22 protein-coding genes are annotated in these 26,588 nt (G+C 65.0%); 12 read left to right on the top strand and 10 right to left on the bottom strand.

The window, feature by feature from the left end; genetic code table 11:
• The first annotated feature begins 43 nt into the window (after positions 1-43).
• The 6 genes from GQ651_RS16965 to GQ651_RS16940 are packed head-to-tail and all read left to right on the top strand — an operon-like array spanning position 44 to position 5,956.
• On the top strand, positions 44-2,908 hold the full coding sequence (locus GQ651_RS16965; RefSeq protein WP_160765458.1) for a monovalent cation/H+ antiporter subunit A: 2,865 nt from the start codon (positions 44-46) through the stop codon (positions 2,906-2,908).
• Position 2,909: 1 nt separating this feature from the next.
• Positions 2,910-3,269, top strand: a complete 360-nt coding sequence (locus GQ651_RS16960) for a Na+/H+ antiporter subunit C (protein WP_160765457.1) — start codon at positions 2,910-2,912, stop codon at positions 3,267-3,269.
• Positions 3,266-4,816, top strand: a complete 1,551-nt coding sequence (locus GQ651_RS16955; RefSeq protein WP_160765503.1) for a monovalent cation/H+ antiporter subunit D — start codon at positions 3,266-3,268, stop codon at positions 4,814-4,816. The genes GQ651_RS16960 and GQ651_RS16955 overlap by 4 nt, the downstream gene beginning before the upstream one ends.
• Positions 4,816-5,307 (top strand): Na+/H+ antiporter subunit E, encoded by a 492-nt coding sequence (locus GQ651_RS16950; RefSeq protein ID WP_160765502.1) that lies wholly within the window; start codon positions 4,816-4,818, stop codon positions 5,305-5,307. Before GQ651_RS16955 ends, GQ651_RS16950 begins: the two co-directional genes overlap by 1 nt.
• Complete coding sequence (locus tag GQ651_RS16945; protein ID WP_160765456.1) at positions 5,304-5,573, top strand: K+/H+ antiporter subunit F; 270 nt, start codon at positions 5,304-5,306, stop codon at positions 5,571-5,573. Before GQ651_RS16950 ends, GQ651_RS16945 begins: the two co-directional genes overlap by 4 nt.
• An 8-nt stretch (positions 5,574-5,581) precedes the next feature.
• Positions 5,582-5,956, top strand: a complete 375-nt coding sequence (locus tag GQ651_RS16940; protein WP_160765455.1) for a Na+/H+ antiporter subunit G — start codon at positions 5,582-5,584, stop codon at positions 5,954-5,956.
• A 3-nt stretch (positions 5,957-5,959) separates the two neighbouring features.
• On the opposite strand, the gene GQ651_RS16935 is transcribed toward GQ651_RS16940, so the two are convergent.
• Both GQ651_RS16935 and GQ651_RS16930 read right to left on the bottom strand, forming a co-directional pair.
• Positions 5,960-6,988, bottom strand: a complete 1,029-nt coding sequence (locus GQ651_RS16935; RefSeq protein WP_160765454.1) for a permease — start codon at positions 6,986-6,988, stop codon at positions 5,960-5,962.
• Positions 6,981-7,322, bottom strand: a complete 342-nt coding sequence (locus GQ651_RS16930; protein WP_160765453.1) for an ArsR/SmtB family transcription factor — start codon at positions 7,320-7,322, stop codon at positions 6,981-6,983. The genes GQ651_RS16935 and GQ651_RS16930 overlap by 8 nt, the downstream gene beginning before the upstream one ends.
• An 85-nt stretch (positions 7,323-7,407) precedes the next feature.
• On the opposite strand from GQ651_RS16930, the gene GQ651_RS16925 reads away from it, so the two are divergent.
• Positions 7,408-7,998 carry a uracil-DNA glycosylase family protein gene (locus GQ651_RS16925; protein WP_160765501.1) on the top strand — a complete coding sequence of 197 codons (591 nt, stop codon included), beginning with the start codon at positions 7,408-7,410 and terminating at the stop codon, positions 7,996-7,998.
• The gene (locus GQ651_RS16920) at positions 7,995-8,777 is read left to right on the top strand and encodes an SseB family protein (protein ID WP_160765452.1); all 783 of its coding nucleotides are present in this window, start codon (positions 7,995-7,997) and stop codon (positions 8,775-8,777) included. The genes GQ651_RS16925 and GQ651_RS16920 overlap by 4 nt, the downstream gene beginning before the upstream one ends.
• Before the next feature lie 140 nt (positions 8,778-8,917).
• On the opposite strand, the gene GQ651_RS16915 is transcribed toward GQ651_RS16920, so the two are convergent.
• From GQ651_RS16915 to GQ651_RS16890, 6 genes are all read right to left on the bottom strand, one after another.
• Positions 8,918-9,856: a 2-hydroxyacid dehydrogenase gene (locus GQ651_RS16915; RefSeq protein WP_160765451.1), complete on the bottom strand. Its 939-nt coding sequence runs from the start codon at positions 9,854-9,856 to the stop codon at positions 8,918-8,920.
• On the bottom strand, positions 9,853-10,998 hold the full coding sequence (gene rodA, locus GQ651_RS16910; RefSeq protein ID WP_160765450.1) for a rod shape-determining protein RodA: 1,146 nt from the start codon (positions 10,996-10,998) through the stop codon (positions 9,853-9,855). Before rodA ends, GQ651_RS16915 begins: the two co-directional genes overlap by 4 nt.
• Entirely contained in the window at positions 10,995-12,938 is a 1,944-nt protein-coding gene (gene mrdA / locus GQ651_RS16905) for a penicillin-binding protein 2 (protein WP_160765449.1), read from the bottom strand. Before mrdA ends, rodA begins: the two co-directional genes overlap by 4 nt.
• Positions 12,935-13,474, bottom strand: a complete 540-nt coding sequence (locus GQ651_RS16900) for a rod shape-determining protein MreD (RefSeq protein ID WP_160765448.1) — start codon at positions 13,472-13,474, stop codon at positions 12,935-12,937. The genes mrdA and GQ651_RS16900 overlap by 4 nt, the downstream gene beginning before the upstream one ends.
• Complete coding sequence (mreC, locus tag GQ651_RS16895) at positions 13,467-14,381, bottom strand: rod shape-determining protein MreC (RefSeq protein ID WP_160765447.1); 915 nt, start codon at positions 14,379-14,381, stop codon at positions 13,467-13,469. The genes GQ651_RS16900 and mreC overlap by 8 nt, the downstream gene beginning before the upstream one ends.
• A 70-nt stretch (positions 14,382-14,451) precedes the next feature.
• Complete coding sequence (locus GQ651_RS16890; RefSeq protein ID WP_160765446.1) at positions 14,452-15,486, bottom strand: rod shape-determining protein; 1,035 nt, start codon at positions 15,484-15,486, stop codon at positions 14,452-14,454.
• A 285-nt stretch (positions 15,487-15,771) separates the two neighbouring features.
• On the opposite strand from GQ651_RS16890, the gene GQ651_RS16885 reads away from it, so the two are divergent.
• The 4 genes from GQ651_RS16885 (at position 15,772) to GQ651_RS16870 (ending at position 22,595) form a co-directional block, all read left to right on the top strand.
• On the top strand, positions 15,772-17,607 hold the full coding sequence (locus GQ651_RS16885; protein ID WP_319637477.1) for a sensor histidine kinase: 1,836 nt from the start codon (positions 15,772-15,774) through the stop codon (positions 17,605-17,607).
• Positions 17,604-18,974 carry a sigma-54-dependent transcriptional regulator gene (locus GQ651_RS16880; protein ID WP_160765444.1) on the top strand — a complete coding sequence of 457 codons (1,371 nt, stop codon included), beginning with the start codon at positions 17,604-17,606 and terminating at the stop codon, positions 18,972-18,974. The genes GQ651_RS16885 and GQ651_RS16880 overlap by 4 nt, the downstream gene beginning before the upstream one ends.
• A gap of 194 nt (positions 18,975-19,168) precedes the next feature.
• Positions 19,169-20,155: a TAXI family TRAP transporter solute-binding subunit gene (locus GQ651_RS16875; protein ID WP_160765443.1), complete on the top strand. Its 987-nt coding sequence runs from the start codon at positions 19,169-19,171 to the stop codon at positions 20,153-20,155.
• A gap of 127 nt (positions 20,156-20,282) precedes the next feature.
• On the top strand, positions 20,283-22,595 hold the full coding sequence (locus GQ651_RS16870) for a TRAP transporter permease (protein ID WP_160765442.1): 2,313 nt from the start codon (positions 20,283-20,285) through the stop codon (positions 22,593-22,595).
• A 30-nt stretch (positions 22,596-22,625) separates the two neighbouring features.
• On the opposite strand, the gene GQ651_RS16865 is transcribed toward GQ651_RS16870, so the two are convergent.
• Both GQ651_RS16865 and GQ651_RS16860 read right to left on the bottom strand, forming a co-directional pair.
• Positions 22,626-25,001 carry a YbcC family protein gene (locus GQ651_RS16865; RefSeq protein WP_160765441.1) on the bottom strand — a complete coding sequence of 792 codons (2,376 nt, stop codon included), beginning with the start codon at positions 24,999-25,001 and terminating at the stop codon, positions 22,626-22,628.
• Complete coding sequence (locus tag GQ651_RS16860) at positions 24,998-26,557, bottom strand: proton-conducting transporter transmembrane domain-containing protein (protein ID WP_160765440.1); 1,560 nt, start codon at positions 26,555-26,557, stop codon at positions 24,998-25,000. Before GQ651_RS16860 ends, GQ651_RS16865 begins: the two co-directional genes overlap by 4 nt.
• Positions 26,558-26,588: the final 31 nt, after the last annotated feature.

Genomic DNA, 26,588 nt, shown 5'->3' with positions numbered 1-26,588 from the left:
TGGGTATCCAAAAGCAACAAACGGGGAAACGAGGGTTGGAGAGATGAGCGACGGGGCACATTTCCTTTTCCTGATCGCGCTTCTGCCCTTCGTGGGCGCGCTTGTCCCCGGCGTGATGATCCGCGCCGGTCGGACGGCCTGCGCCAGCTTCACCGCCGTTCCCACTGCGCTCGCCCTTATCCTTCTTATGACCTTTGCGCCCGCAGTCCTCAGGGGCGAGGTGATACAGGCGGAAATCGAGTGGCTGCCGCAACTGGGCTTGTCCGCCAGCTTCTTTCTGGACGGGCTGGGCTTTCTCTTTGCGACGATGATCCTGGGTGTTGGCCTGCTGATCACGCTATACGCACGGTTCTACCTGTCGGGCGACGATCCGATGGGGCAGTTCTATACCTATCTGCTCCTGTTCCAGGGCGCGATGCTGGGCATCGTCATTTCCGACAACATCCTGCTTCTGCTGATTTTCTGGGAGCTGACGTCGCTCTCGTCTTTCCTGCTGATCGGCTACTGGAAGCACCTGCCCGAGGGCCGTCAGGGCGCGCGCATGGCACTCGCTGTCACCGGCTCCGGCGGGCTGGCGATGATCGGGGGTATGCTGATCCTCGGCAATATCGTGGGCAGCTACAACCTGACCGACATCCTTGCGGCGGGCGACCTGATCCGGGCGTCGGACTGGTACCTGCCCGCGCTGATCCTGATCCTGCTCGGCGCCTTCACCAAGTCAGCGCAGTTCCCGTTCCATTTCTGGTTGCCCCACGCGATGGCGGCGCCCACGCCCGTCTCGGCCTATCTGCACTCGGCCACCATGGTGAAGGCGGGCGTGTTCCTGATGGCGCGCATGTGGCCCGCGCTCGCGGGTACCGACGCTTGGTTCTACATCGTCGGAACCACCGGCCTTATCACAATGGTGCTCGGCGCGCTGATCGCGCTCTTCAAGGACGACCTGAAGGCGCTTCTGGCCTTCTCCACGGTCAGCCATCTCGGCCTGCTTACCATGCTTCTGGGCTTCGGCACCGAGGCGGCGGCAGTGGCGGCGGTTTTCCACATCATCAACCACCTGACCTTCAAGGCCGCGCTCTTCATGACTGCGGGCATTGTCGACCACGAGGCGCACACCCGCGACATCAAGCGCTTGGGCGGCCTCCGCCATCTGATGCCCGTTACCTTCGTGATCGGCACGATCGCGGCGCTTTCGATGGCGGGCATCCCGTTCTTCAACGGCTTCCTGTCGAAAGAGATGATGCTGGAAGAGGCCTCGCACACCAAGTGGCTCGACAGCTACTACGTGGTGCCGGTCCTCGCGACACTCGGCGCGCTTTTGTCGGTCGCCTATTCCTTCCGCTTCATCGCGCATGTCTTTCTCGGGCCGGTCAGGGACGATTATCCGCACAAGCCCCACGACCCGCCCTTCGGCATGTGGGCCGCGCCGGCGCTTCTGACCGTGCTTGTCCTTTTGATCGGTATCCTGCCTGCGGTGGCCGAGCCCATCGTCACTGCCGCCGCCAGCGCCGTGACGGGCGCCGACCTGCACCCGCATCTGAAGATCTGGCACGGGGTCACGCCGGCACTTTACATGTCGATCCTCGCGATCCTTGGCGGCGCGGTCCTTCTGGCGATCCACGCACCCCTCGACCGCGCCTGGATCAAGGCCCCCCGCCCCGAAGCCAAAACCATCTTCGACGGTCTTGTCGCCGCGCTCGCCGCCTTTGCACGCACCATCACCGAGGGCGTGCATAACGGCGCGATCAGCCGCTATCTGGCGATTTTCACCGTCGCATCCGTCGGCCTTGGCGCCGTGGCCTTCGCGGGCGGCGGCCTGTCCGAGAGAACCCGCGAGCTGTTGCCGATCCCGCCGGTCATCGCCGTGGGTTGGCTGATGCTGATCGTGGCAACGGTGTCGGTCGTTCTAATGCATCGCGCCCGCTTCCGCGCGCTGGTCCTGATCGGGATCATCGGGCTGTCGATCTCGGCGGGCTTTGCCTATCTCTCGGCGCCAGACCTCGCGCTGACGCAGATCTCGGTCGAGACCGTCACGATCATGCTCCTTCTCCTGGCGCTTCACTTCCTGCCGAAAGAGACCCCGCGGGAAAGCCCCATGGGGCTGAAACTCCGCGACGGGTTGATCGCCATCGCGGCGGGCGGCGGCGTCGGCGGGCTGGTCTACGCGTTCCTGCTCCGCGATATCGACACGATCTCGGACTACCACATCGCCAACAGCTACGAGGGCGGCGGCGGCACCAACGTTGTCAACGTGATCCTCGTCGACTTCCGGGGCTACGATACCTATGGCGAGATCATCGTCCTCGGAATCGCCGGGCTGATCATCTACGCACTGATGCAGGCGCTTCTGGAAGGGCCCGCCGCGCGGCGCCTGCGCAACGTCGACTACTCGCAGGACCGGTCGCGCGACCGGCACCCGCTGATGATGGTGGTCGTCACGCGGCTTCTGATGCCCATCGCGATCATGGTCGGCATCTACATCTTCCTGCGGGGTCACAACCAGCCGGGCGGCGGCTTCGTTGCGGGCCTCGTCATCGCGATCGCGCTGCTGATGCAGTACATGGCCTCGGGCTTTGCCTGGACGCAGGCCCGGCAGCGGATCGAGTACCATGCCATGATCGGCTTTGGCGTCGTCATCGCGGGGCTGACCGGGGCGGGCGCATGGGTCTTCGGCCTGCCCTTCCTGACCAGTGGCTACACCTATGTGCACCTGCCGCCCATCGAGGAATTCGAGCTTGCCACCGCGATGCTCTTCGACCTTGGCGTCTTCCTGACGGTGCTCGGGGCCGTGATGCTCATGCTCTATAGCCTGTCGCGCATCGCCCGCTATGCCGGGTCGGCGGACGTGAACGTCGAGGCGATGGATTACGACCCGTCCGAGCGCCAGTCCGACGCTGAGGAGGCCCGCTGACATGGAGTTTCTCGTCGCAAGCGCCGTCGGCGTCCTGACTGCAGGGGGTGTCTACCTGCTGCTCAGGCTCAGAACCTTCCCCGTCATTCTCGGGCTGGCGCTTCTGTCCTATGCGGTCAACGTGTTCCTCTTCGCGAGCGGTCGGCTGGCCATCGACATGTCCCCGATCCTGTCGAAATACGGCGACGCCTCCTATACCGACCCGTTGCCGCAGGCGCTGGTGCTGACGGCCATCGTGATTTCCTTCGGGATGACCGCCGTTCTGGTGATGATCGCGCTCGGCGCGTTTCTCGAAGCCGACAGCGACACGATCGACATCGCGGATGCGGACGCCGCGTCCGGGAAGGACGGTGAGAGCTGATGCACTGGATTATCGCCCCCGTCGTCCTTCCGGCGCTTCTGGCGCCTATCATCGGGTTCGTGACGCGCCACGACATCCGGCTGAGCCGGATCGCATCGGTCTCCGGCACGGTCCTGCTGCTGGCCGTCGCCATCGGCCTCGCCCTGCAGGCGGCTGGCGGTGAGACGACCGTCTACCGGCTCGGCTCGTGGCCCGCTCCTTTCGGCATCGTGCTGGTGCTTGACCGATTGTCGGCGCTGATGGTCCTGCTGACCGCCGCCCTTGCCCTGATCGTGTTGCTGCACGCCATCGCGACGGGCTGGGACCGGCGCGGCCGGCATTTCCACGCGCTTTTCCAGTTCCAGCTTATGGGCATCTGCGGTGCCTTCCTGACAGGCGACATCTTCAACCTCTTCGTATTCTTCGAGGTTCTTCTGATCGCGTCCTACGGGCTGATGATCCACTCGGGCGGGCGCGAGCGAATGCGCGCGGGCCTGCAATACGTGGTGATGAACCTTGCCGGCTCGACGCTCTTCCTCTTCGCGCTCGGCACGCTTTACGCCAGCACCGGCACGCTCAACATCGCAGACCTCGCGGCGAAGGTGCCCCAGATCCCGGTGGAAGAAGCGGCGCTCGTCCGCGTGGCGGCGATGCTTCTGATGATCGTCTTCGCGGTCAAGGCGGCGCTCTTCCCGGTCCAGTTCTGGCTGCCCGCTACTTATTCCAACGCGCCTGCTCCCGTCGCGGCGCTTTTCGCGATCATGACCAAGGTAGGGGCCTATGCGATCATCCGTATACACACGCTTGCCTTCGGACCGGATGTCGCCAGCACCGAAGGAATCGCCGCAACGTGGCTGTTCCCTGCAGCCATCGTAACCATCGCCATCGGCGCGCTTGGCGTCCTCGGCGCGCGGCGGCTGATGCCGCTCATCGCCTTCTCCATCGTGGGGTCGATGGGCACGCTGCTGGTCGCGGTCGCGTCCTTCACGCCCGAGGCGATGACGGCGGCGCTTTACTATCTCGTCCATTCGACCTTCGCTGCGGCCTGCCTGTTCCTTGTCGCGGACCTCGTAATGTCCCGGCGCGGCGGAGACAGCCTGACGACCATGCCGCCCACCGCGCAGAACGGTCTCTTTGCCGCGCTCTTCTTCGGCGCGGCCATCGCGATGGCCGGGATGCCGCCTCTCAGCGGGTTCTTGGGCAAGCTCCTCGTGCTCGACGCGATCCGCGAACCGGGCGCGATGCCCTGGGCCTGGACAGCGATCCTCGTGGGCTCACTCTTCACCATCGTGGGCTTTGCCCGCGCGGGCAGCACGATCTTCTGGAAATCGACCTCGCTTGCGCTTGCAGATGAAGCCACAGGCGGCTCCGCCCCGGCCACCGGCGACATGGCGATAGGCGCGCGTCCGGGCGAGCTTACCCCGGTCATGGCCGCGATCGCGGCTCTTGCGCTCCTGGCGGTTCTCGCCGGGCCGCTTGCGGCCTATCTCGAGGAGACGTCGGCGCAGATCTTCGACCGCGAGGGCTATATCTCGGCGGTGCTGACACCGGAGGAGGCTGCAGAATGATCCTGAAACGCCTGATCCCGCACCCTCTTCTCAGCGTGACGCTGGTGCTTGTCTGGCTCGGCCTCGTGAACACCGTGTCCCTTGGCAACCTGATCCTTGGCACGGCCCTCGGCCTGATCATCCCCGCGATCACCGCGCCCTACTGGCCCAACCGCCCGACCATCCGACGCCCCCTTAAGGTCGCGGAATACTTTCTTGTGGTGCTCTGGGATATCGTGGTGGCCAATGTCGAGGTGGCGCTCATCATCCTCTTCAAGCCCGAGAAGAACATTGCGTCCAAGTGGATTCCCGTCCCGATCGAGCTGAAATCGCCCGAGGCGATCACAGTACTGGCGGGGACCATCACAATGACGCCCGGCACGGTGTCAGCCACACTGTCTGCCGATGCCAGCGTCATTCTGGTTCATTGCCTGCATACCGACGATCCGGACGGCGTCCGGGACAGCATCAAATCGCGCTACGAACGTCGCCTCATGGAGATTTTCGAATGATCGAAGCCGCCCTCTTCTTCGCCGCCATCTGCTATGGCCTCGCGCTTCTCATGGACCTCTGGCGCATCTCGGTCGGCCCAGACGCGGCGGACCGTATCCTCGCGCTCGATACGATGGTCATCAACTTCATCGCGCTTCTGGTGATCTACGGCATCGCGCGCGGCACGGCGATCTACTTCGAGGCTGCCATGCTGATCGCGATGGTCGGCTTCGTCTCAACCGTGGCTTATTGCCGGTTCCTGCTTCGCGGCGACATTATCGAGTGAGGTGACACATGCCCCTGTACGTTGAAATCCTGATCTCGGTCTTTCTGGTCATCAGCGGCGTCTTCGGCTTTGTCGGCTCCTACGGCCTGATCAAGCTGAAGGACTCGGTTCAGCGTCTGCACGCGCCCACCAAGGCGACCACGCTCGGTGTGGGCGGGGTGCTGATCGCCTCGATGATCTACTTCATCGCCAAGACCGGTCATATCTCGATCCACGAGCTTCTGATCACGCTGTTCCTGTTTCTGACCGCGCCGATCACCGCGAATTTCATCGCCAAGGCCTACATTGCCCGCAACATGCGCGAGGGCGAGCTGCCCTCTTCCGGCGGAAGATATGGCTGGGCCGTCTATGACGACCCGCCAGAGTCACGACCGGGCAGCTGAGGCTCAGGAGAGCGCGACCGCGCCCCAGGCCAGACCGGCCAGCAGCGACCCCGCGAAGGCGATCCCCAGATAGGCGGCGAAGACCCGCGGCTTGACCAGCGCCCAGACCGCGATGGCGGCGGGGATGCAGCTGACCCCGCCTGCCAGCATGAAGGACATCGCCGCCCCAGGCGCCATGCCCTGCGCCAGGAGCGCATCGACCAGCGGTACGGCGGCATAGCCGTTCAGATAGGCCGGCGCGCCAATCAATGCCCCAAGGATCACCGGCCAGACGCCTGTGCCGCCCAGGACGCCCGCAATCGCCTCGGCCGGAACATAGGCCAGCATCACGGCCTCGGCCATGTAGGCGATCAGGAGCCATTTCCCGAGAAAGAGCGCGTTCTCGATCAGCGTCTCGCGGAAAGTCGCTCGACGGTCCGCCTCGTGCCAGAACGCCCAGACCGGCTTGCCCGAGAAGGGCGACGGACCGCAACCGCAGCCTCTCGTCGCCCCCGTTGTTTTCAGCGGGTCTGCGAAGACCGGGCCGTTGGCGAAAAGATAGACAGTCGCACCGCCCAGAAGGCCGATGAAGATGGCTGCCAGCATCTTGGCGACCGCGAAGGGAAACCCGAGCGTGCCCGCCGTGATCAGGAACATGGCCGGATCCATCAGCGGAGAGGCCAGCCAGAAGGCCATCACCGCCGACAGGGGCGCGCCCACCGCCAGAAGCGCAGCGATGAAGGGAATGACCTCGCAGGAACAGAACGGCGAAAGCCCGCCCAGAAGCGCCGCCATCAGGATCATCTGTACCTCTCGCCCCTCGAAGGCGCGCGCGAGCAGCGCCTCGGCGCCCGACGCTTTCAGGTAGGCGACCGCACCGATGGCGAAGACGATGAAGATAGCCGTGTGACCAAGCGCCCCGGCGGCGAAAACAACCGTCTCCCAGGCCTGCGCGGGATCGAACAAGGCGATGACAAGCGGAATTGCCGCCGCCGCAAGCCAGACCTTGTCGATTTTCCGGACTATCGGGTGAGAGTGGGAAATATCAGCCATGGTCATGTGCCTTGTCAGTGTCTGAAGCGTCCGCGCAGCATTCGCTGAGCAGGAAATCGGATATCGCGCGCATCCGGGAATAGTCGGCAGCCATGCAGATCACGCGCCGTCCATCGCGCACCTGGGTCACGAGCCCAGCTGCGGCCAGAAGCTTCATGTGATGGGTCAGGGTCGAACCGGTCACGCCCGTCCGCGCGCCAAGGTCGCCGATGGTCAGCCCGTCAGGCCCGGCACGCACAAGCGTACGGAGGACGGCAAGCCTCTGTTCGGAGCCTAGCGCGGCGAAGATGCCCGCTGCTTCGGTGAGGTCGTCGGTATTGTGTTCTCGAATCATATTTCGATGCTTCTAGAAATATAGAAACATGTCAAGCGGACTGGCCGCTCCGTTGATTTCGGTTAAATGAAGGCCCATGACCGGGATGGAAGACCTCAAGGCCGAGCTTACCGCCTGTACGATCTGCCGCGCACGGTTCGCCGCGACCCATACGGCCCATCGGCCGAACCCGGTGGTCTGGTTCAACGGAAGCGCTCGTATCCTGATTGCAAGCCAGGCGCCGGGGCTTCGCGTCCACCGCGAGAACAAGCCCTTCTGGGACCGCTCCGGCACACGTCTGAGAGAGTGGATGGGGATCGACGAAGCGACCTTCTACGACCGGGACCGCGTGGCGATCGTGCCCATGGCTTTCTGTTTTCCGGGCTACAATGCGAGCGGATCGGATCTTCCTCCGCCGCCTGTCTGCGCGGCCACGTGGCGCGACCGGATCATGGAGCGGTTGGAGGGTATTCGCCTGACGCTGTTGATCGGCGGTTACGCGCAGAAATGGCATCTCGGCGCCGACGCGCGAGCCGGCGTGACGCGGACAGTCATGGACTGGCGATCTGTCGGGCCGGACGTCATGCCCCTGCCCCACCCGTCCTGGCGGAATACGGCTTGGCTGGGCAAGAACCCTTGGTTCGAGGCCGAGCTCTTGCCCACGCTCCGGCTTCGCGTCAAAGAGGCGCTGACATGACCCAGGACACCCCCCTCGATATCGCCCATGCCTCGATGGAGGCCGAAGACAGCGACGCGGCGCGGCTCCGCTTCTACGATCGGCTGGCCGAGTCGGAACTGTTCCTGCTGCTCGACGGCGAGGCCCAGGGCGATACGGTCGACCCGCGTGTTTTCGACACCGAGGACGGGCGTTTCGTGCTGGCCTTTGATCGCGAGCACCGGCTGACGGATTTCACCGGGGACATCGCGCCCTATGCCGCCCTGTCAGGGCGGGCGCTTGCCGGGCTTCTGGCCGCCGAAGGGCTGGGACTTGGGCTGAACCTCGGCGTGGCCCCCTCCTCCATTCTGATCCCCCCGGACGCCATGGCGTGGCTGGCGACGACTCTCGCAGACGGACCGGGCGAGGTCGAGGCACGTCCTGTCGAGGTCGCGCCGCCCGGAGGTGTCCCCGAAGCGCTGGTCCTGTCGCTCGACACCAAGCTGGCGACGGCGCAGGGGCTGGCACGTTTCGCCTACCTGGCCACGGCCCGTTACGAAGATGGCGCCGAGGGACATATCCTCGCCTTCATCGACCCGGTTCCGGGCGCCGAACCGGCGCTGTCGCGGGCGGCGCATGAGGCGCTGATCTTTTCCGGCGTCGAGGCGGGAGAGATGGATGTGGGCTTTTTCCGCGCAAGTGACCCCATGGCGGCGCATCTGGCGCGGGTCGCACTGCGCTTCGACATCCCCGAAGCGCCCGCTTCAGAGGGACCGTCCGCACCCGGCATGGACCCCGACGCGCCGCCACGGCTGAGATAGCCGCCGTTTTCCCCCGGAAAACGGATCGTTTTTCGGCCTGTCCGAAAAACGCAAGGGGGCTGTCTGCCCCCTCTTCGCGCGCATCGCGCACGAATTCACCCCCGAGGATTTTCCGGACCCAAAGAACGGCGATCCTGTTCTCAGTATCCGGCAGAGCGGTCCACGAGATGGAGAAACGGCTCGCCCGTCTCACCACGGCGGAGATTCTCGGCCACGACATCGGCGGCGCTTTGGGGCCTTGTGTCCGAAGCGATATGCGGCGTGACCGTCACGCCGTCATGCGCCCAGAAAGGGTGCTCGGGCGGCAGGGGCTCGGTTCTGAAGACGTCCAGCGTCGCGTGAGCGATCTGGCCACTGTCGAGCGCGTCGATCAGGTCTTCGTCCACGATCAGCGGGCCGCGGCCTGGATTGATGACACACGCGCCTTTCGGAAGAAGAGCGAGCCGGTTCCTGTCCATGAGATCGCGTGTGTTGTCGGTAAGCGGCAGAAGCAGGATCAGGATCTCGGCTGAAGACAGCGCCTCGCGCAGGCCATCGTCACCGCTGAGGCAGCAGATGCCGCCGATGTCCTTCTGACGGCGGCTCCATCCGGTTACGCGGAAGTTAAGGTCGACCAGCGCCCGCGCCACGGCCTCGCCCAAAGCGCCGAGGCCCAGGACCGTGATATTCCGCCAGCGCGCCAGTGGCGGAACATGGGGATGCCACTCTGCATCGTTCCGCCGGATGTCCTGATCCATCCCCAGGTGGTGGCGGAGTGTATGACCCACGCACCATTCGACCATGCCCTCGGTCAGCCCGTAATCGACCATCCGGGCGAGTGGCGCTTTGAGCGTCGGGTTGGGGGCGATCGCCTCGACACCCGCCCAGAGGTTCAGCACCGCTTTCAGCCGCGTGAAGGGCGTGAAGTCCTTGAGGCGGCTCGAGGGCGCGTAGACGATGTAGTCCACCTCGGTCGGGTCGGTCAGGGCATCGTCGCGGATGATCCGGGCCTCGACACCGGCGCGGGCAATGGCGCGGGGCAGCACGTCGCGGTATTCGTCCCAGACGCTGTCGGGTGCGGAAAAGAGGACCAGCGTCATCGGGCACGGGGCCGGTGGATATGGGCCGACTGAACAAGACCGAAGGCCGCAAGCAGGACGAGCATGGCCGATCCGCCATAGCTGACCAGCGGAAGCGGTACGCCCACGACCGGGGCTAGGCCCATCACCATCGACATGTTGACCGCGAAGAACAGGAAGAGCGTCGCCGCGATCCCCAGGGTCAGAAGCGCGCCGAAGCGGTCCTTGTTGCCGAGCGCCGACAGCACGCAGAAGAGGATGATAAGCCCGTACAGCACGAGAAGAGAAAAGGCGCCGACGAAGCCGAACTCCTCGGCCAGAGTGGTGAAGATGAAATCGGTGTGCTTTTCGGGCAAGAAATTCAGCCGTGATTGCGTGCCCTGCATGAACCCCTTGCCAGTCCAGCCGCCGGAGCCAAGCGCAATCTTCGACTGGGTGATGTGATAACCCGCGCCGAGCGGATCGGTGGACGGATCTAGGAACGTGTCGATCCGGCGGAACTGGTAGTCCTTGAGCAACTGCCAGTCCGTCCCGCGCGAGGCGAAAACCGACCAGACCAGTGCCACGGCGGCGCCAATGACCGCGATGAAATACCACCAAGACACACCGGCGCAGAACATCACGATCCCTCCGCCCGCGACCAGAAGGATCGCGGTGCCGAGATCAGGCTGCTTCAGCACGAGCGCCGTCGGCACAAGTATCAGTCCCAGAGGGACCAGCACCCAGAAGGGCCGCGACACCTTGGCGATGGGCAGCCAATCGTAATAGGCGGCGAGGATCATCACGAGGGAAATCTTCATCACCTCGGACGGCTGAAGCCGCATGAAACCAAGGTCGATCCAGCGCTGCGCGCCCATGCCGACCGTTCCGAAGAGCTCAACCGCAACCAGCAGCAGCAGCGAGCCGAGATAAGCCAGCCCAGCCATGTTCCGCCAGAACCAGATCGGCACCATGCCGATGATCATCATGACCGTCAGCCCGAGCGCGAAGCGTTTCATCTGCGGCTCGGCCCAACGGCCCGTCTCGCCCCCCGCAACCGAGGTGAGCATCAGGAAGCCCACCGCCGCCACGGCGGTCAAAAGGACGACGAGCGCCCAGTTCGCGTAGAGGATCTTGCGCGCGCCCGACGGGACGGTCTGGACCTGATATTCAAGATAACTCATGCGCGGCTCGGCCCATCCGGGGCTTTCTGGCGCGGGCGGAGAACCATTTCCTCGTGCATCGAGCGGATGCGCTCGCGCTGATCGCTGGGATAGGCGTCGAGCGGGGGCACGTCGCCGTAAAGCGCATAGAGCAGGATATCGCGCGCGGGCGGGGCCGCAGCGCTCGATCCGCCGCCGCCATGCTCGACAATGCAGGCGATGGCGTATTTCGGTTTGTCAAATGGGGCGTAGGCCACGAACAGCCCGTGATCCCGACGCTCCCACGGAAGCTGATCGTTGCGGAACACGCCGCGTGCCCGTTCGGCGGCAGTGATGTTACGCACCTGGCTGGTGCCGGTCTTGCCAGCCATCTCGACGCCGTCGGCCACGATGCGCGAGCGTCGTGCGGTGCCACGCTGTCCGTTCGACACGCTCCACATGCCGCGCCGGATCAGGTCGAGGTGACGCGCCGAGACGTTGAGCGGCTCTGCCTCGACGATCGGCGCTTCGACACCGTCCACCGACTTCACCAGTCGCGGGACGACGGCCTTTCCCGAGGCGATGCGCGCCGTCATCACCGCAAGCTGCAGAGGCGAGGTCAGGACATAGCCCTGCCCGATCGCGGCATTGATCGTGTCGCCGGGGCGCCAGGTCTCGCCCCGGACCTGCGCCTTCCACTTGGTCGACGGGATCAGACCGTCGGCCACGGCGGACACGGGAATGTCATGGCGTTCGCCCAGGCCGAATTCGTGGCAAAGCTCGGAGAGACGGTCGATGCCCATCCGCTGCGCGGCTTCGTAGAAATAGACGTCGCAGGACTGGGTCAACGCGTTGTTCAGGTCCATCCAGCCGTGGCCGCCGCGCTTCCAGCAATGGAAGCGCCGCCCGCCCAGCGAGAAGTGGCCAGGGCAATAGACCGTTTCCTGCGGACCGATCACGCCTGCCCGTAGCGCCGCGAGACCTGTCATCATCTTGAAGGTCGAACCGGGGGGATACGTGCCCTGCACCGTCTTGTTGAAGAGCGGGCGATATTTGTTCTCTGTGAGAGATCGGTAATCCGTGGTCGAAATGCCGCGCACGAAAAGGTCCGGGTCAAAGGACGGCGACGAGGCCATAGCCAGAAGGTCGCCCGTTTCCACATCCATCACGACAGCGCCCGCGCTTTCGCCCGCAAGCCGTGCCTGCGCATAGTTCTGAAGCCCGTGGTCGATGGTCAGCTGCACATCGGTGCCCGGCGTGTATTCATCCCGGCTGAGCTCTCGCATGACGCGGCCAGCGGCATTCACCTCGATCCGCTTGGTGCCTGCCTTGCCACGAAGGTCGGCCTCGAGCTTGGTTTCAAGCCCGATCTTGCCGATCTGAAATTTCGGGATCTGCAACAGAGGGTCCGGGTTCTCGATCTTCGAGAGGTCATAGTCGCTGACCGGACCGACATAACCCACGATATGGGCGAAATCCTCGCCAAGGGGATATTCGCGCGACAGGCCGACATCGGGCGTGATACCGGGAAGCGCCGGAGCATTGACCGCGACCTCGGCGATATCCTTCCAGCTCAGCCGGTCGGCAAGGGTGACGGGCACAAAGGGGCTTCGGCGGTAGATTTCCTTGAGGCTCCTCTCCAGGTCGTCCTCGTCCAAGGGCACGATCTGGCGCAAACGGTCGACAACGGCGTCCACATCGCCCGCATCCTCGCGCACGATGACGATCCGGTAGTTCTGGGCATTCTGCGCCACCGGTACGCCGTTCCGGTCATAGATGATGCCCCGCGACGGCGGGATCAGGCGCATGTTGATGCGGTTTTCCTCGGCCAGAAGGCGGTACTGATCCGCCTCCTCGATCTGCATCTGGCGCATCCGCATCGCGAGCACACCCATGAAGCCAAGCTGCAAGCCGGTCAGAACCAGACCGCGGCGCGTGATCAGGCCGCTGCTTTCCTCTGTCTCTCTCGGTGAACGCTTCATTGCCTGTGCCCCAATGCGTCGACCTCGCCCGGTGCGATCTTTTGCAGCCCCATGGCCCGCGCGCCAAGGATCACCACCAGCGGATAGGCCAGAACCGTGGCGATCAGGTGAATGAGCGTCAGCCCGAGCGGTGCGTCATTCGCCATGAAAAGCGTCAGAACAAGAGCATTCGCCAGGAACATGACTGCAATCGTCACCGCGACCACCAGCCATTCGACAGCGAAGGACCAGTCGCGGACGGCCACGCTCCGGGCGCGCAGGAACTCGGTCCCGAGGATGACGATGGCCGTCCAGAGCCCGAGCGGGCGCATGAAGAGGATATCGGCCAGAAGGAACACGGCCGCGATCAGCAGCACCGGCACATAGTCGGGCCGCCTCAGCACCCATGCCGCGACGACCAGAAGCAGCACGTCCGGCCCCGGCATCCGCCCGGCACCGGAGGCCAGCGGCAGAAGCTGCACGAAGAACAGGACCGCCGCGATCAGCAGGAACAGCCCCCGGAACTTCCAATGCGCCGCGCGCGACACTTCAGCCATCGGCCACCTCGCCATCGGTCAGGGCCACCTCTGGCGGCGTCGGCAGAACCGGACCGATCAGCGTCGCCGGCGCGTCGATAGGCTCGGCGGGCTGGCTTCTGAGCACGCGCAGGAACTCGAGCCGCTCGTAGTCCGCCGACAGGCGCAGCCTCAGCCGCCCGTCCCGTGCCTGAACCACGTTCCCCACCAGAAGCCCTGCCGGGAAAACTCCGGCATCCCCTGAGGACACGACGCGGTCGCCCGGACGTACTTCTTCGGGAACTTCGATAAAGTCGAGAACCGGCAGGGCCGAGTTGTCGCCCGAAAGCATCGCGCGCTGGCCCGAAGGCTGGATGGTCACGGGGATGCGGCTGGAATTGTCGGTCAGAAGTAGAACGCGGCTCGATTTCTGGCCGACGCCCGAAATGCGGCCCACAAGGCCCAGCCCGTCGGTCACGGCCCAGCCATCCATGATGCCATCCCGCGCCGCGCCCACGTTCAAAAGTACGGATTGCCGGAAGGGCGACCCGGAATCCGCGATCACCTGCCCCGTCACGACCGTCAGCGCAGGGTCGAGCCGCACGCGGTTGAGGTCGAGAAGCTTGGCGTTTTCCTGTTCAAGCTGAAGCGCCGCCTCTTTCCAGGCCTTCATCTGCTGCAATTCGCGACGAAGGTCCTGGTTCTGCTGCTGCAGCCGGGCGTAGGACTGTACGCCGTCCAACAGCTCGGCCGCCTTGGTCACTGGCACCAAGGCCCAGTCCATCTGCGGCACGATGCTGTCGACGATCATGGCGCGGAAGCGTTCAGCGCGGGGGGAGTCGATCCGCCACAGAACGAAGATGGCGAACAGAACGACGACCAGCGCGCCGACGAACAGCCGCCGAATCGGGCGTGCGAATTCCTCGCCTGAGCTTGCCTGCCGTGCCACGTCGTCCCCTGGTTACGGCCCCTGTCGAAAGACTACCACGCGCCTGTGGAAAAGTCAGACCGTTGGGCGCTCAACTATCGTAATCGATCACGTGCCTGAGTTGGTGTTCGTATTCGAGAGCTTTTCCAGTACCGAGCGCCACGCAATTGAGCGACTCGTCGGCCACGCTGATCGCCAGTCCGGTCTGCTCGCGCAGCGCCAGGTCCAACTCGCCCAGAAGCGCGCCACCGCCGGTCAGCATGACGCCCCGGTCCACGATGTCGGCGGCAAGGTCTGGCGGCGTGGCTTCGAGGGCGGTCATCACCGCCTCGCAAATCTGCTGCACGGGTTCGGCCAGAGCCTCGGCCACCTGGGCCTGGTTGATCTCGGTTTCCTTGGGCACGCCGTTCAGGAGGTCGCGACCCCGGATCTGCATCGACTGACCGCGCCCGTCATCAGGCATGCGCGCCGTGCCGATGGATGTCTTGATGCGCTCTGCGGTCTGCTCACCGATCAGAAGGTTATGCTGACGGCGCAGGTACGAGATGATCGCCTCGTCCATGCGGTCGCCACCCACACGCACCGAGCGCGCGTAGACGATATCCCCAAGGGACAGCACCGCCACCTCGGTCGTACCGCCGCCGATGTCGACGACCATGTTGCCGGTCGGGTCGGTGATCGGCATTCCCGCGCCGATGGCCGCCGCGATGGGTTCCGCGATCAGGCCCGCGCGCCGCGCGCCCGCCGACAGGACCGACTGACGGATCGCCCGCTTTTCAACGGGCGTCGCCCCGTGAGGCACGCAGACGATCACCTTCGGCTTCGAGAAGGTCGTGCGCTTGTGCACCTTGCGGATGAACTCCTTGATCATGGCCTCGGCCACGTCGAAATCCGCGATCACGCCTTCACGCATCGGGCGGATCGCCTCGATCGAGCCGGGCGTGCGGCCCAGCATCAGCTTGGCATCCTCGCCAACCGCCAGAACCTTCTTCTGACCGTCCTTGACGTGATAAGCGACCACCGAAGGCTCGTTCAGGATGATCCCCTTGCCCTTCACGTAGACGAGCGTGTTCGCCGTCCCGAGATCGATCGCCATATCCGTCGAAAACAAACCGCCTAGGGCCATTGCTGCCGCCTCAATTTTTTCTGCCCGGGTCCGCCACCGGTGCCTGCCTGCGAACCGATTGCCGTTATACGCCTGCCTGCCCACCTCCGAAAGGGAGACCGTGGGAAAAACCGGCGCAAAACTGCCGCTGACACCCAGCGTTATTAACTACGATTCTTTATCAAACGCCAAATGCAGGCGTTATTGTGGCCGAATGACGAACAATTCGGGCCTCACGCGGCTTTCGCTGGCATCTGGGCAAGCGGCCCATTTCAGGGCATAACCGGCCAAAGGGGGGGAAAAGGCGTGCCGTTTCAACGTGTTCGGCTTCAGGCATACAAAACGCTGGCGGTCATCGCGCTGGCGCTGGCCCTTGCCGTCGCGGCCTTCCCGTCCATCGAGCGAATCTACCTCGAACGCGCCAGTGCCGCGGGCGAGAACACACTCCGGATCGCGGTCGAGGGTCTGAGCGGCTCGCTCGAGCGGTTTCAGCCTATGCCCGGTCTGATCGCCGAGCGACCGATTCTCGTTGATCTGCTCAAGGATCCCGACAACGAAGGCCTTCGACCCTTCGTGAACGAGCAGTTGCGCCTGACCGCGATGAGCCTTGGCGTCTCGGACGTGTACCTCATGGATATCGGCGGCAACACCATCGCGGCCAGTTCTTATCGCAAGGAATTGTCCTTCGTCGGGCGTAATTTCTCCTTCCGGCCCTATTTCCAGCAGGCCATCGAAGGCGGTCTGGGACGTTATTTCGCGCTTGGCACCACCTCGGGCGAGCGCGGCTATTTCTTTGCGTCCCCGGTCCTAGACAATACCCGCATCCTTGGCGTCATCGCGATCAAGTTCACCGTCGATTCCTTTGAGGAGGCATGGCGCGGCGGCGCGAGCGAGATCCTCGTGACGGACCTTGCCGGCGTCGTCTTCATGTCAAGCCGACCCGAATGGCATTTCCGCACCTTCGGCGCTCTTGGCTCGCGCGAATTCGCGCGCATCTCGCGCGACCGGCAATATCCGCTCGACCGTCTCATCCCGTTCGAAATCGACCGCCGCACGACAGGCACTCTGGATCGGCTGACGCTCGACGGCGAGACCTTCGTTGCAAACGAAGTGCCGCTGGCCACCGTCGGCTGGCGGGTTCTACACCTGACGCCGACCGCGCCCGCCCGCGCGCAAGCGCTTCTGACCCTTCTCGGCGCGGTTCTTCTCATGCTTCTGACACTTCTCGGCTGGCAGATCGTGAACGAGCGCCGCGCCCGCGCCGCCGAACGGCTCGAGGTTCAGCGGCAGGCGAACGAGCGGCTGGAACGCCAGGTGGCCAAGCGCACCGAAGCGCTGAACACCGCAAACGCGCGGCTGACCGAAGAGGTGGAAGAGCGCAAGGCCACCGAACAGCGACTCCGTCAGACACAGCGGGAGCTGATTCAGGCCGGCAAGCTGGCCGCGCTCGGCCAGATGTCCGCCGCGCTCAGCCACGAGATCAACCAGCCGCTGACGGCTGTGAAGGCCTATGCCGACAACGCCGCCACCTATCTGGAGCGGGACCGGATTGCCGAGGCCGCCGACAACGTCGCCCGTATATCGCGCATGGTCGACCGCATGGCGACGTTGTCGGGCCACCTGAGAAACTTCGCCCGCCGCCCGCAGGACAGCGTCGAGCCGGTGGACCTGTCTGCCATCGTGGGCGACGCGCTCGACCTGATGGAGGTGCGGATCGCGGGAGTAAAGGCGCGGGTCGATTATACCGCGCCGCCCGCGCCCGTCCTTGTCATGGGCGGGCGGGTCCGGCTGCAACAGGTGATCGTCAACCTCTTGTCCAACGCGCTCGACGCCATGCAGGCGGTCGAAGAGCCCGTTATCACGATCGAGATCGACCACCCCGCGCCGGACGCGACCCGGCTCCTCGTGACTGACATCGGCTCGGGCCTGGACGAGGCGGTGCAGGACCAGATCTTCGACCCATTCTTCACGACGAAGGGTCCGAAAAAGGGTCTGGGGCTGGGTCTGTCGATCTCCTACAACATCGTCCGCGACTTCGGCGGCAGCATGGCCGCGGCCAACGCACCGGGCGGCGGGGCCGTGTTCAGCGTCACGCTCCGCAGTGCAGAGACAGGCGATCAGACAGCGGTGGCCGCACAATGAGCGATCCGACCGTCCTTTTCGTGGATGACGAGGCCGACCTGCGCGAAGTCGCCCGCCAGACGCTGGACCTTGCCGGTCTGAAGGCGGCCGTCTTTGCCGACGCGGAAGAGGCGCTGTCCCATGTCAGCCGCAACTTCGAAGGCATTCTGGTGACCGATATCCGCATGGCCGGGATGGATGGGCTGACGCTGATGAGCCGGTGCTTGGAAATCGACCCTGCCTTTCCGATCATCCTCGTGACCGGCCACGGCGACGTTGATCTGGCCGTGCAGTCGATGCGCGACGGCGCCTATGATTTCATGGAAAAGCCTTACGAGCCCGCCCGTCTGGTCGAGACCATCCGCCGCGCGCTCGACAAACGGCGGCTGACACTGGAGAACCGTGCCCTTCGGCGCGAGGTCGGGCGGCGCGACGCGATCGAGGTGCGCCTTGGCGGCCGGTCCCCCGCCATGATCGCGATCCGCCAGCAAATCCGCGCCGTGGCCGAAACCGAGGCCGATGTGCTGATCACCGGCGCCACAGGAACGGGCAAAGAGGTCGCAGCCCGCGCCCTTCACCGCGCCAGCGCCCGCGCCGAGGCCCCTTTCGTCGCGATCAACTGCGCGGCCCTTCCGCGCGACATGATCGAAAGCGAACTCTTCGGCCACGAGGCAGGGGCGTTCCCCGGAGCACAGCGGGCGCGCTATGGGCGGTTCGAGCACGCACGCGGCGGGACGATCTTTCTCGACGAGATCGACAGCCTCGAAATGGGCGTGCAGGCGAAACTGCTCCACGCGATCCAGAATCGCGAGATCACGCGGCTCGGATCGAATGAGATGATACCGCTCGACGTGCGGTTCATCGCGGCGTCGAAGCGGGACCTCGAGACGGCGGCGGCAGAAGGCGCGTTTCGCAGCGACCTCCTCTATCGTCTGAACGTGGTGACCATCCGGATGCCGCCCCTCTCGGACCGGCGCGAGGACATACCCAAGCTCTTCCTGCAACTCGTGGACGAGGCCGCTGGTCGATACAAACGCCCAACCCCGGATATCCCCGGCGCAGTGCTGTCGACCCTCGCGGCCCGCTCCTGGCCCGGCAATGTGCGTGAGCTTCGAAACGCCGCCGAGCGGTTCGCTCTCGGCCTCGATCCCGACCTGGCGGGCAACACCGGCACGGCAGGGGCCGAAACCCTTGCGGGCCGGGTGGCCGAGTTCGAAAAGGGCCTTCTTGCAGCGGCGATCGCTGCGGAAGGCGGGCGGCTGAGGCCGGTCTACGAATCCCTCGGGCTGTCGCGGAAAGCGCTTTACGAGAAGATGCAGCGCCATGGTCTGGCGCGCGAGGATTTCCTGGAAGCGGACGATGACGGGCCCGACGGGTCGAAAACGTAACACCCTTTTTCAGCGCATGTCCGGCTTTCGACCCATCAGACGACGGACCATCCCCTGTTTGCGATAACGGCGGCGGATCGCCTGTTGCCCTTGATTCGAACCTTCGCGCACTAAAACACCCAGTGACGGAGGCGCCTCCTGCGCCGCCGCATGTTTCAACCGGCATCTGCCGGAAATTCTCGGGAGGAAAGACAATGAAACATCTCACACTCACAGTCGCGACCATCGCGCTCAGCGTCGGCGCCGCTCAGGCGGGCAGCCACGTGGACCGCACTGGCTGGCCGGAAAGCTTCACGGTAGGCACCGCAAGCCAGGGCGGAACCTACTTCGCCTATGGTTCGGGCTGGGCCAATCTTGTTGCGGAAGAGCTCGGCATCTCGGGCGGCGGCGAAGTCACCGGCGGCCCGATGCAGAATATGGCGCTGGTCCACACCGGCGACGCCCAGTTCGGCATGACCACCATGGGTCCGGCGGCGGAAAGCCTTGCCGGCACCAACCCGATCGCACCGGGCCTGCCCATGAGCAACGCCTGCGCGATGTTCCCGATGTACCAGACGCCGTTCTCGGTGACGGCACTGGCTTCGTCCGGCATCACCTCGATCGCGGACATTCCGGATGGCGCCCGCATCGGCTTCGGCCCGGCGGGTTCGACCTCGGACACCTACTTCCCGCGCATGATGGAAACGCTCGGCGTCAACTTCGAGCGTCGGAACGGCGGCTGGTCCGATCTTGGCGGTCAGCTTCAGGACGGTCTGCTTGACGTCATCGCCTTTGCCGCCGGCGTGCCGGTTCCGGCTGTCAGCCAGCTGGAAGTTCAGACCGACGTGAACATCATCGAGTTCACCGAGGAAGAGCAGGCGACGATCATGGAAGCCTTCCCGGTGTCGCAGTTCGATATCGCGGCCGAGACCTACACCACGCTGGAAGCCCCGGCGCGTTCGGTGTCGATGTGGAACTTCGCCATCGCCAACTGCGACCTGCCTGAGAGCTTCGTCGAAGCCGTGGTCGACGTGGTCATGTCGGACAATGCCCGGATGGTGAACATCCACAAGGCGGCCCGCTCGACCACGCCCGATAACTGGGACAAGAACGGCGTTCTGATGTGGCACCCGGGTGCCGCCAAATGGTTCAAGGAAAATGCCGGCGCCGACATCCCGGACAGCATGATCCACGGCATGTGATCAGCGGTGTCGCGGCGCCTTTGCGCCGCGACCGACGCGGGGGGCTTTGCCCCCCGCACCCCCCAGAGTACTTTCGAACAGAAGAAAACAGGGAACGTGCGCCTGAACGGCGCCGCGGAGGGACGTTATGGCCGATACGAAACCCATCGAGGACGATGATCTGATCATCGCGGAAGGCGTCGATGAAGAGCCGATAGAGGGTAACCGGAGGCTTTTCGAAGGCTGGCGCCTGCATCTGGTCGTGGGATATGCGGGGCTTTATGCGGCCTTCCACATGGCGGCGCTGAACGGGCTTTCGCTGTCATCCTGGACCGGGATCGAGATCGGCTTCCTGCCTCAGTTCCCGATGGAAACCTGGAATTTCCGCATCGCCCATATCGCCGGTGCGCTGTTCCTGGGCTTTCTTATCTTCTCGTCCGCGCCCTTCCGGGAAGAGGCCCGTGCGGCGACGCGGAAATTGTCGCTCGTCACCTTTATCCTTCTGCTGCCCGCGCTTCTGGCGCTTGGGGCAGCGTTCTATTTCCTGTCGGTCATCCAGAGCGGCGAGTTGCCGGTCATGGGCGGGCTCACAACCTGGGCCGCTTTCCCCGGTACGGATATCTATGCCCAGGAGGTCCGGTATTTCGGCATACCTCTTATGATCGCCACCTTCGGCGGCATCGTCGCCGGCTGGTTCGAGCAGCAGGACCGCGACCGGTTCCGTGCCTCGGACATCGTGCTGGCCGTCTCTGGGATCGCAGTTGCCGCTTACCTGATCTCAATCTACGGCACCGCGGCGCGGAACTCGGTCGGCACGCCCTTCGTGCCCATCGGCGTGGCCTTCGCCGCCACGGCCGGTGCGGCGCTGATCCTGGAACTGACGCGGCGTGTCGCGGGGCTGGCGCTGGTGATCATCACCGGCATCTTCCTTGTCTACACCTTCACCGCGCATCTGCTGCCGGGCATCCTGAAGGTCGACCAGCCCTATAGCTGGCAGCGCTTCTTCGGCCATGTCTATTCGGACGCGGGCATCCTCGGGCCAACCACGGCGGTATCGTCGACCTATATCATCCTCTTCATCATCTTCGCGGCCTTCCTGCAGGCCTCGAAGGTGGGGGACTATTTCGTCAACTTCGCCTTCGCCGCAGCCGGTCGCGCGCGGGGCGGGCCGGCCAAGGTGGCGATCTTCGCGTCGGGCCTCATGGGCATGATCAACGGCACCTCGGCGGGCAACGTCGTGGCGACCGGTTCGCTCACGATCCCGCTGATGAAGAAGGTCGGATACCACAAGAAGACAGCCGGCGCGGTCGAGGCCGCAGCCTCGACCGGCGGGCAGATCATGCCGCCCATCATGGGCGCTGGCGCCTTCATCATGGCCGAGATCACCGGCATTCCCTATACCGACATCGCCATCGCGGCGATCATCCCGGCCATCCTCTACTTTGTGTCGGTCTACTTCATGGTCGATTTCGAAGCGGCCAAGCTGGGCATGAAAGGCATGAGCTCGGAGGAGTTGCCGAAGCTCGGCAAGATGGTCCGGCAGATCTACCTGTTCATCCCGATCATCATCCTGATCTACGCACTTTTCGCCGGATACTCGGTGATCCGCGCCGGTACGCTCGCCACAATCGCGGCCGCGATGGTGTCCTGGCTGACGCCGTTCCGAATGGGACCGAGGTCGATCCTGAAGGCGTTCGAACTGGCCGGGATCATGTCGATCCAGATCATCGCGGTCTGCGCATGCGCGGGCATCATCGTGGGCGTCATCAGCCTGACCGGGGTCGGCGCGCGGTTCTCGGCGCTTCTTCTCGGGATCGCGGAATCCTCGCAGCTTCTGGCGCTGTTCTTCGCCATGTGCATCGCGATCCTGCTGGGTATGGGTATGCCGACGACGGCGGCTTATGCGGTGGCGGCGTCGGTCGTGGCGCCGGGCCTTGTGCAGCTGGGAATTCCGCAACTGACCGCCCATTTCTTCGTCTTCTACTTCGCGGTCCTGTCGGCCATCACGCCACCCGTGGCGCTGGCCAGTTACGCGGCGGCGGGCATATCGGGCGCGAACCCGATGGAGACCAGCGTCGCCAGCTTCAAGATCGGGATCGCCGCCTTCATCGTGCCGTTCATGTTCTTCTACAACGGCAACCTGCTGATGCAGGGCGCGAACATGATTGAAGTGAACGGCGAAATGGTCTTCGAACAGGCGCTCTGGTATAACGTCGTCCGCGCCGGGATCACGGCGGTGATCGGCGTGTTCTTCCTGTCGTCGAGCGTTCAGGGCTGGTTCCTGGGCGGGCGGTCGGCCTGGTTCATCCGGGCGCTTCTGATCGTGGCGGCGCTGTTCCTTATCTCGGGCGGACTTCTGACCGACCTGATCGGTGTGGGCATCGCGGTCGGAGCCTATCTGGTGCAGAAGGTCTTCCGCCCCAATCCCGACGCGCCGATCCCTGTGCGCGGCGTGGACTGATCCGCGCCGCCCGAGAAGGTGGCGGCCGGTTTACTCGGCCGCCATTCTTGCCGCTTCGACGTCCCGCGTCTGGGTCGGAAGCTGATCCCAGTCACCGCCCGGCTTGTACCGCCAGGCCATCTGACCATCGTCATCCAGCGCGAACAGCGTCAGCCAGCCATTGTCGAACAGCGCGGCCACCGACGGGTGCTTGTCCAGAATGGCGGACATCGCCTCGCGCGGGGCCTCGATCGCCACGGCCAGCCGCAGCGGATCGTGGACATACCGGTCCCCGTCATGGACCGACTGCAGCGGCAAGCCGGTTCTCAGCCGCCCGCCATTGCCCTCGACCACCCCGACGCCGCCCACGACGTTGTGCAGCACCTTGGAGCCGCCGCCGAACGCCTTTGGCGCTACAGTCGAGCCGTAGTACTGAAGACTGATCCAGCTTGCGACGACCACGGGCGCGGTCATGATCAGCTCCAGCACGCCGAAGCCGTCGTCATCCTGCCAGTTGTAGTTGTGCAGGAACGCCCGACCGCCCAGATCGCGCCCCATGGTCCGGCCCCGCGGCGCGGCGATGAAGGCGGCACATCCGGCCAGCGCCCATTCGGGCCGCGTCTCGGACCAGTCGGCGCTCCGGCCCGGCACAGCGTCGCCCGAGGTGGCGCGTGGAAGCCGTAGCGCCCGTTCCCCCCGCGCGATCCTGCCCGCCTGTTCAAGCGTGGCCTTGAAGGCCGCAAGCGCATCCGCGTGGCCATCCGTCGCCACATCGGCGTCAAACAGGGTCACCTGATCGGTCGTCGTGTCGTGCAGCGCACCAACAAAGAGCGTGCTGTCCGGCACGTTGATGCCCTCGGCCCGCAGGCCCTTCCGAACGGTGATGTCGTTCAGAAGACCTGCCAGAAGCCGGGCGTTCACGTCACCCGCATAGCCGCCGCAGGCCCCGCAGTGGAGTGCGCTTTCATGCGCGGCGTTGGTGACGTTCGCGCCGTGGCCCACAAGGACCACCAGCGGCGCGAAATCCCGCGTAAGCGACATGGCTCCAAGGACGGCCTTGGCCGCGCCAATCCGCGCCTCGAGCGGCAGCGCCGGGTCGAGTCTGGGCGCAGGGCCGTAGGACTTGGCATGCGCCCCTTTGAGACTGTCCTTAAGGAGTTTGCCCGCGTAGAGGGGCCCCGACGCCTCGACAAAGGCAAAGGACGACACGGCGGCCAGCTTGAACCGGCCCCACGCCCGCTTGGCCCGGCTCGCGTACCGCGAGTCCAGATCATCATCCTCGCCCGCCGACGTGGTGGTCAGGCCCGGCGACAGAAGGACCGGCAGCCGGTTCTCGACCACGTCCGAAGCATAGCCCCGATGCGCGACGCCGAGGCCGAAGAAACCCGCGAAGCCCAAGGTCTCGACGCCCGTGTCCACGCTTTCAAGCGCGCGCCGGAACACCTCGGACCGGACGTCGATGCAGAACGCCGCCTGCACCTTGGCTTTCCCGGACCGTGCCGGGGCGTTATCGGCGGCCAGCGTCTCGGCCAGCCGTTTGGCATGGGCCCGCTCGGCGGCGTCCTGCAGGATCGCGTCGATCACATGGTCGCCCCGCGGCAGAAGCGGCCTGGCATAGTCGGCCTGCAACGCCGCCCATGCGTCACCGATCCGATCCGCAAACTGCTCATATACCGACACTTCGAAGGCCAGCCGGATCGCCAGCAGGTCCCGCGCGGTGCCTTCGTAGCCACCCGCCTTCTCGGCCTCGAACAACCGCTGCCGCGCAAGCTGCGCCCAGCCACCCAGATCGGTCAGAAGCCGGAGAAAGTACATCTCGGCCGCGTCCTCGGTCAGGCCAAGCCGCTCGGTCAAAGCCGCCAGCGCCTTGTCCGCATCGGACGGAAGCGCGGCGACCATGGCGGCAAAGCCGCTCAGACCGTGGATTTCCGGCGTAACGTCCCGCCGCGCCCATGCGCGCCAGGTCTCCCACGTGGTGTCCCTGACAGGCTGCGCCCAGAGCGCCTGACCCGCGTCGAACTCGGCGGCAAGGAATGCGCCCATCCGCTCGGTCACAAGCGCCGACCAGTCGGTGCCGCACGCGTTCGTGGCCAGGTCAGAGATCATGGCGAGCGCTGCCTTGTCCTCGGCGTTGCGCTTGAGCCATTTCTTCAGATCGGCAAGGTCCATCGGCGCGCCGCCCGCAAGAAGGGCGTCCACCAGATCGTCGTCGCTGATCCGGTCCTCGTCCCAGGCGTCGGCCCAGGTCTTCCGCGGCGGGAAAATCCGCTCTCCCGTCACCCGCTCGACCATTTCCGCGGTCTCGGCGAGGCCCTTGTCGGTCTGACCGACGAAAGGGTTCACGGCGACCGTAGCTTCCAGACCCCATGCCGGGGGAATGGCCTGTACCGCAGCCTCGGCCTTTGTCTTTGTCCAAGCCATGCTCATGCCCGATCCTCCGTGATCCGCCAATTGCCCAGCCACCGGTCAATCAGCGCGTTGATGTAAAACCCATTCGCGACATGGACCCGCATGCCAGCCACCGACGGGTGGCCCGACCAGAGCGGGAAGGTCGCCTGTGCGACGGCGGTGGCCCCGAATGTAACCAGCGCCAGGATGATGAGTGCCCATTCCAGCGGTCCGGGCGACGGCGTGGCGGGCAGGACGCCCTTGGTCAGCCATGCCGAGAAGGATTGCAGCGCAAAGTAGCTGGCCGAGGCCGCCACCGACCAGAGTGCGGTCCGACGCGTCAGCGCCTTGGGTGCGGCATCCGCGAAACCCTGCGCCAGCAGGTAGGCCACACCGAAGATCAGGATGGCGCCAAGCGCGATGGCCTGGGGCGACTTCGACATCAGCCCGAAGACCGAGCCCACGACCGCATAGATCGCCAGCGCGACAAGGAACGCCCGCATAACCGCCCGTGCATTGGGGATAGCGATCGGTCCGGGCCTCCGCGAGGCCGCCACCCGCGCAACTGCCTCGCCCGAGGCCAGGAAGGCGTGCGCCTTGTAGAGCGAGTGCGCGACGATATGCAGAAGCGCCAGCGGGAACAGCGCCAGACCGCATTGCAGGATCATGAAGCCCATCTGCGCAACGGTGGACCATGCGAGCGAGGTCTTGACCGCCGGCTGGGTCAGCATGACGAGACCGCCCACCAGCGCCGTCAGACCGCCCAGCATCAGAAGGAAGGCCAGCACGATCGGTGCCGTCAGCATCACGTCGGCGAACCGGATCAGAAGGAAGCCGCCCGCGTTGATCACGCCCGCATGGAGAAGGGCGGAAACCGGCGTCGGGGCCTCCATCACCTCGGTCAGCCAGCCGTGGAATGGAAGCTGCGCCGACTTCATCACCGCTGCCAGCGCTAGCGCGCCTGCGACGATCCAGAGAAGCCAGCCCGCGTTCCCGCCGGCCTCGGCCAGAATGGTCGCGATGTCGCCGGTGCCAAAGACCACCGCCATACCAATGGCGGCCACGACGAGCGACAGGTCCGAGAACAGCGCAACAACCCGCTTCTTGCGGACGACCCGCTGCGCGCCGGGCCGGTCGGGATAGGTCAGAAGAAGCCGCATCAGCCCCGCGCCCGTGGCGAACCATGCCAGCACCAGCTGGACGAGGTTGCCCGCGGTCACCAGCAGCAAAACCGCCGCCAGCGTCAGGCAGATCCAACCGGTGAACCAGCCCTGCCGCGCCTCGCCATCCATGTAGACCCGGCTGAAGCGCAGCACGATCCAGCCAACGAAACTGACGAGGATGGCCATGGTCACACTGACCGCGTCCAGCCGCGCCGACAGACCGAAGCCACCAAGTTCGAACAGTGCGCCGGTAGCCGCGCCGCCCGTCCAGACCAGAAAGCCCGAAGCGAGCGCGAAGACGATGGCGGCAAGGCCAGCGATCTCGCTGACGCGCAGCGCCGCGAAGGGGCGCAGGCCCGGCGATTTGAAGGACAAGAAGGCCGCAAGACACAGGGCAAGCGGGCCCAGATAGGCCGCCAGTACGGTAGACATCACGTTTCTCCGATTTGCTTGAGCGTTCAGA

The sequence above is a fragment of the Kangsaoukella pontilimi genome, from assembly GCF_009830125.1.
GTDB lineage: Bacteria > Pseudomonadota > Alphaproteobacteria > Rhodobacterales > Rhodobacteraceae > Kangsaoukella > Kangsaoukella pontilimi.
The sequence above is the reverse complement of the archived record's forward strand: the minus strand, read 5'-3'. Positions and strand labels throughout refer to the sequence as shown.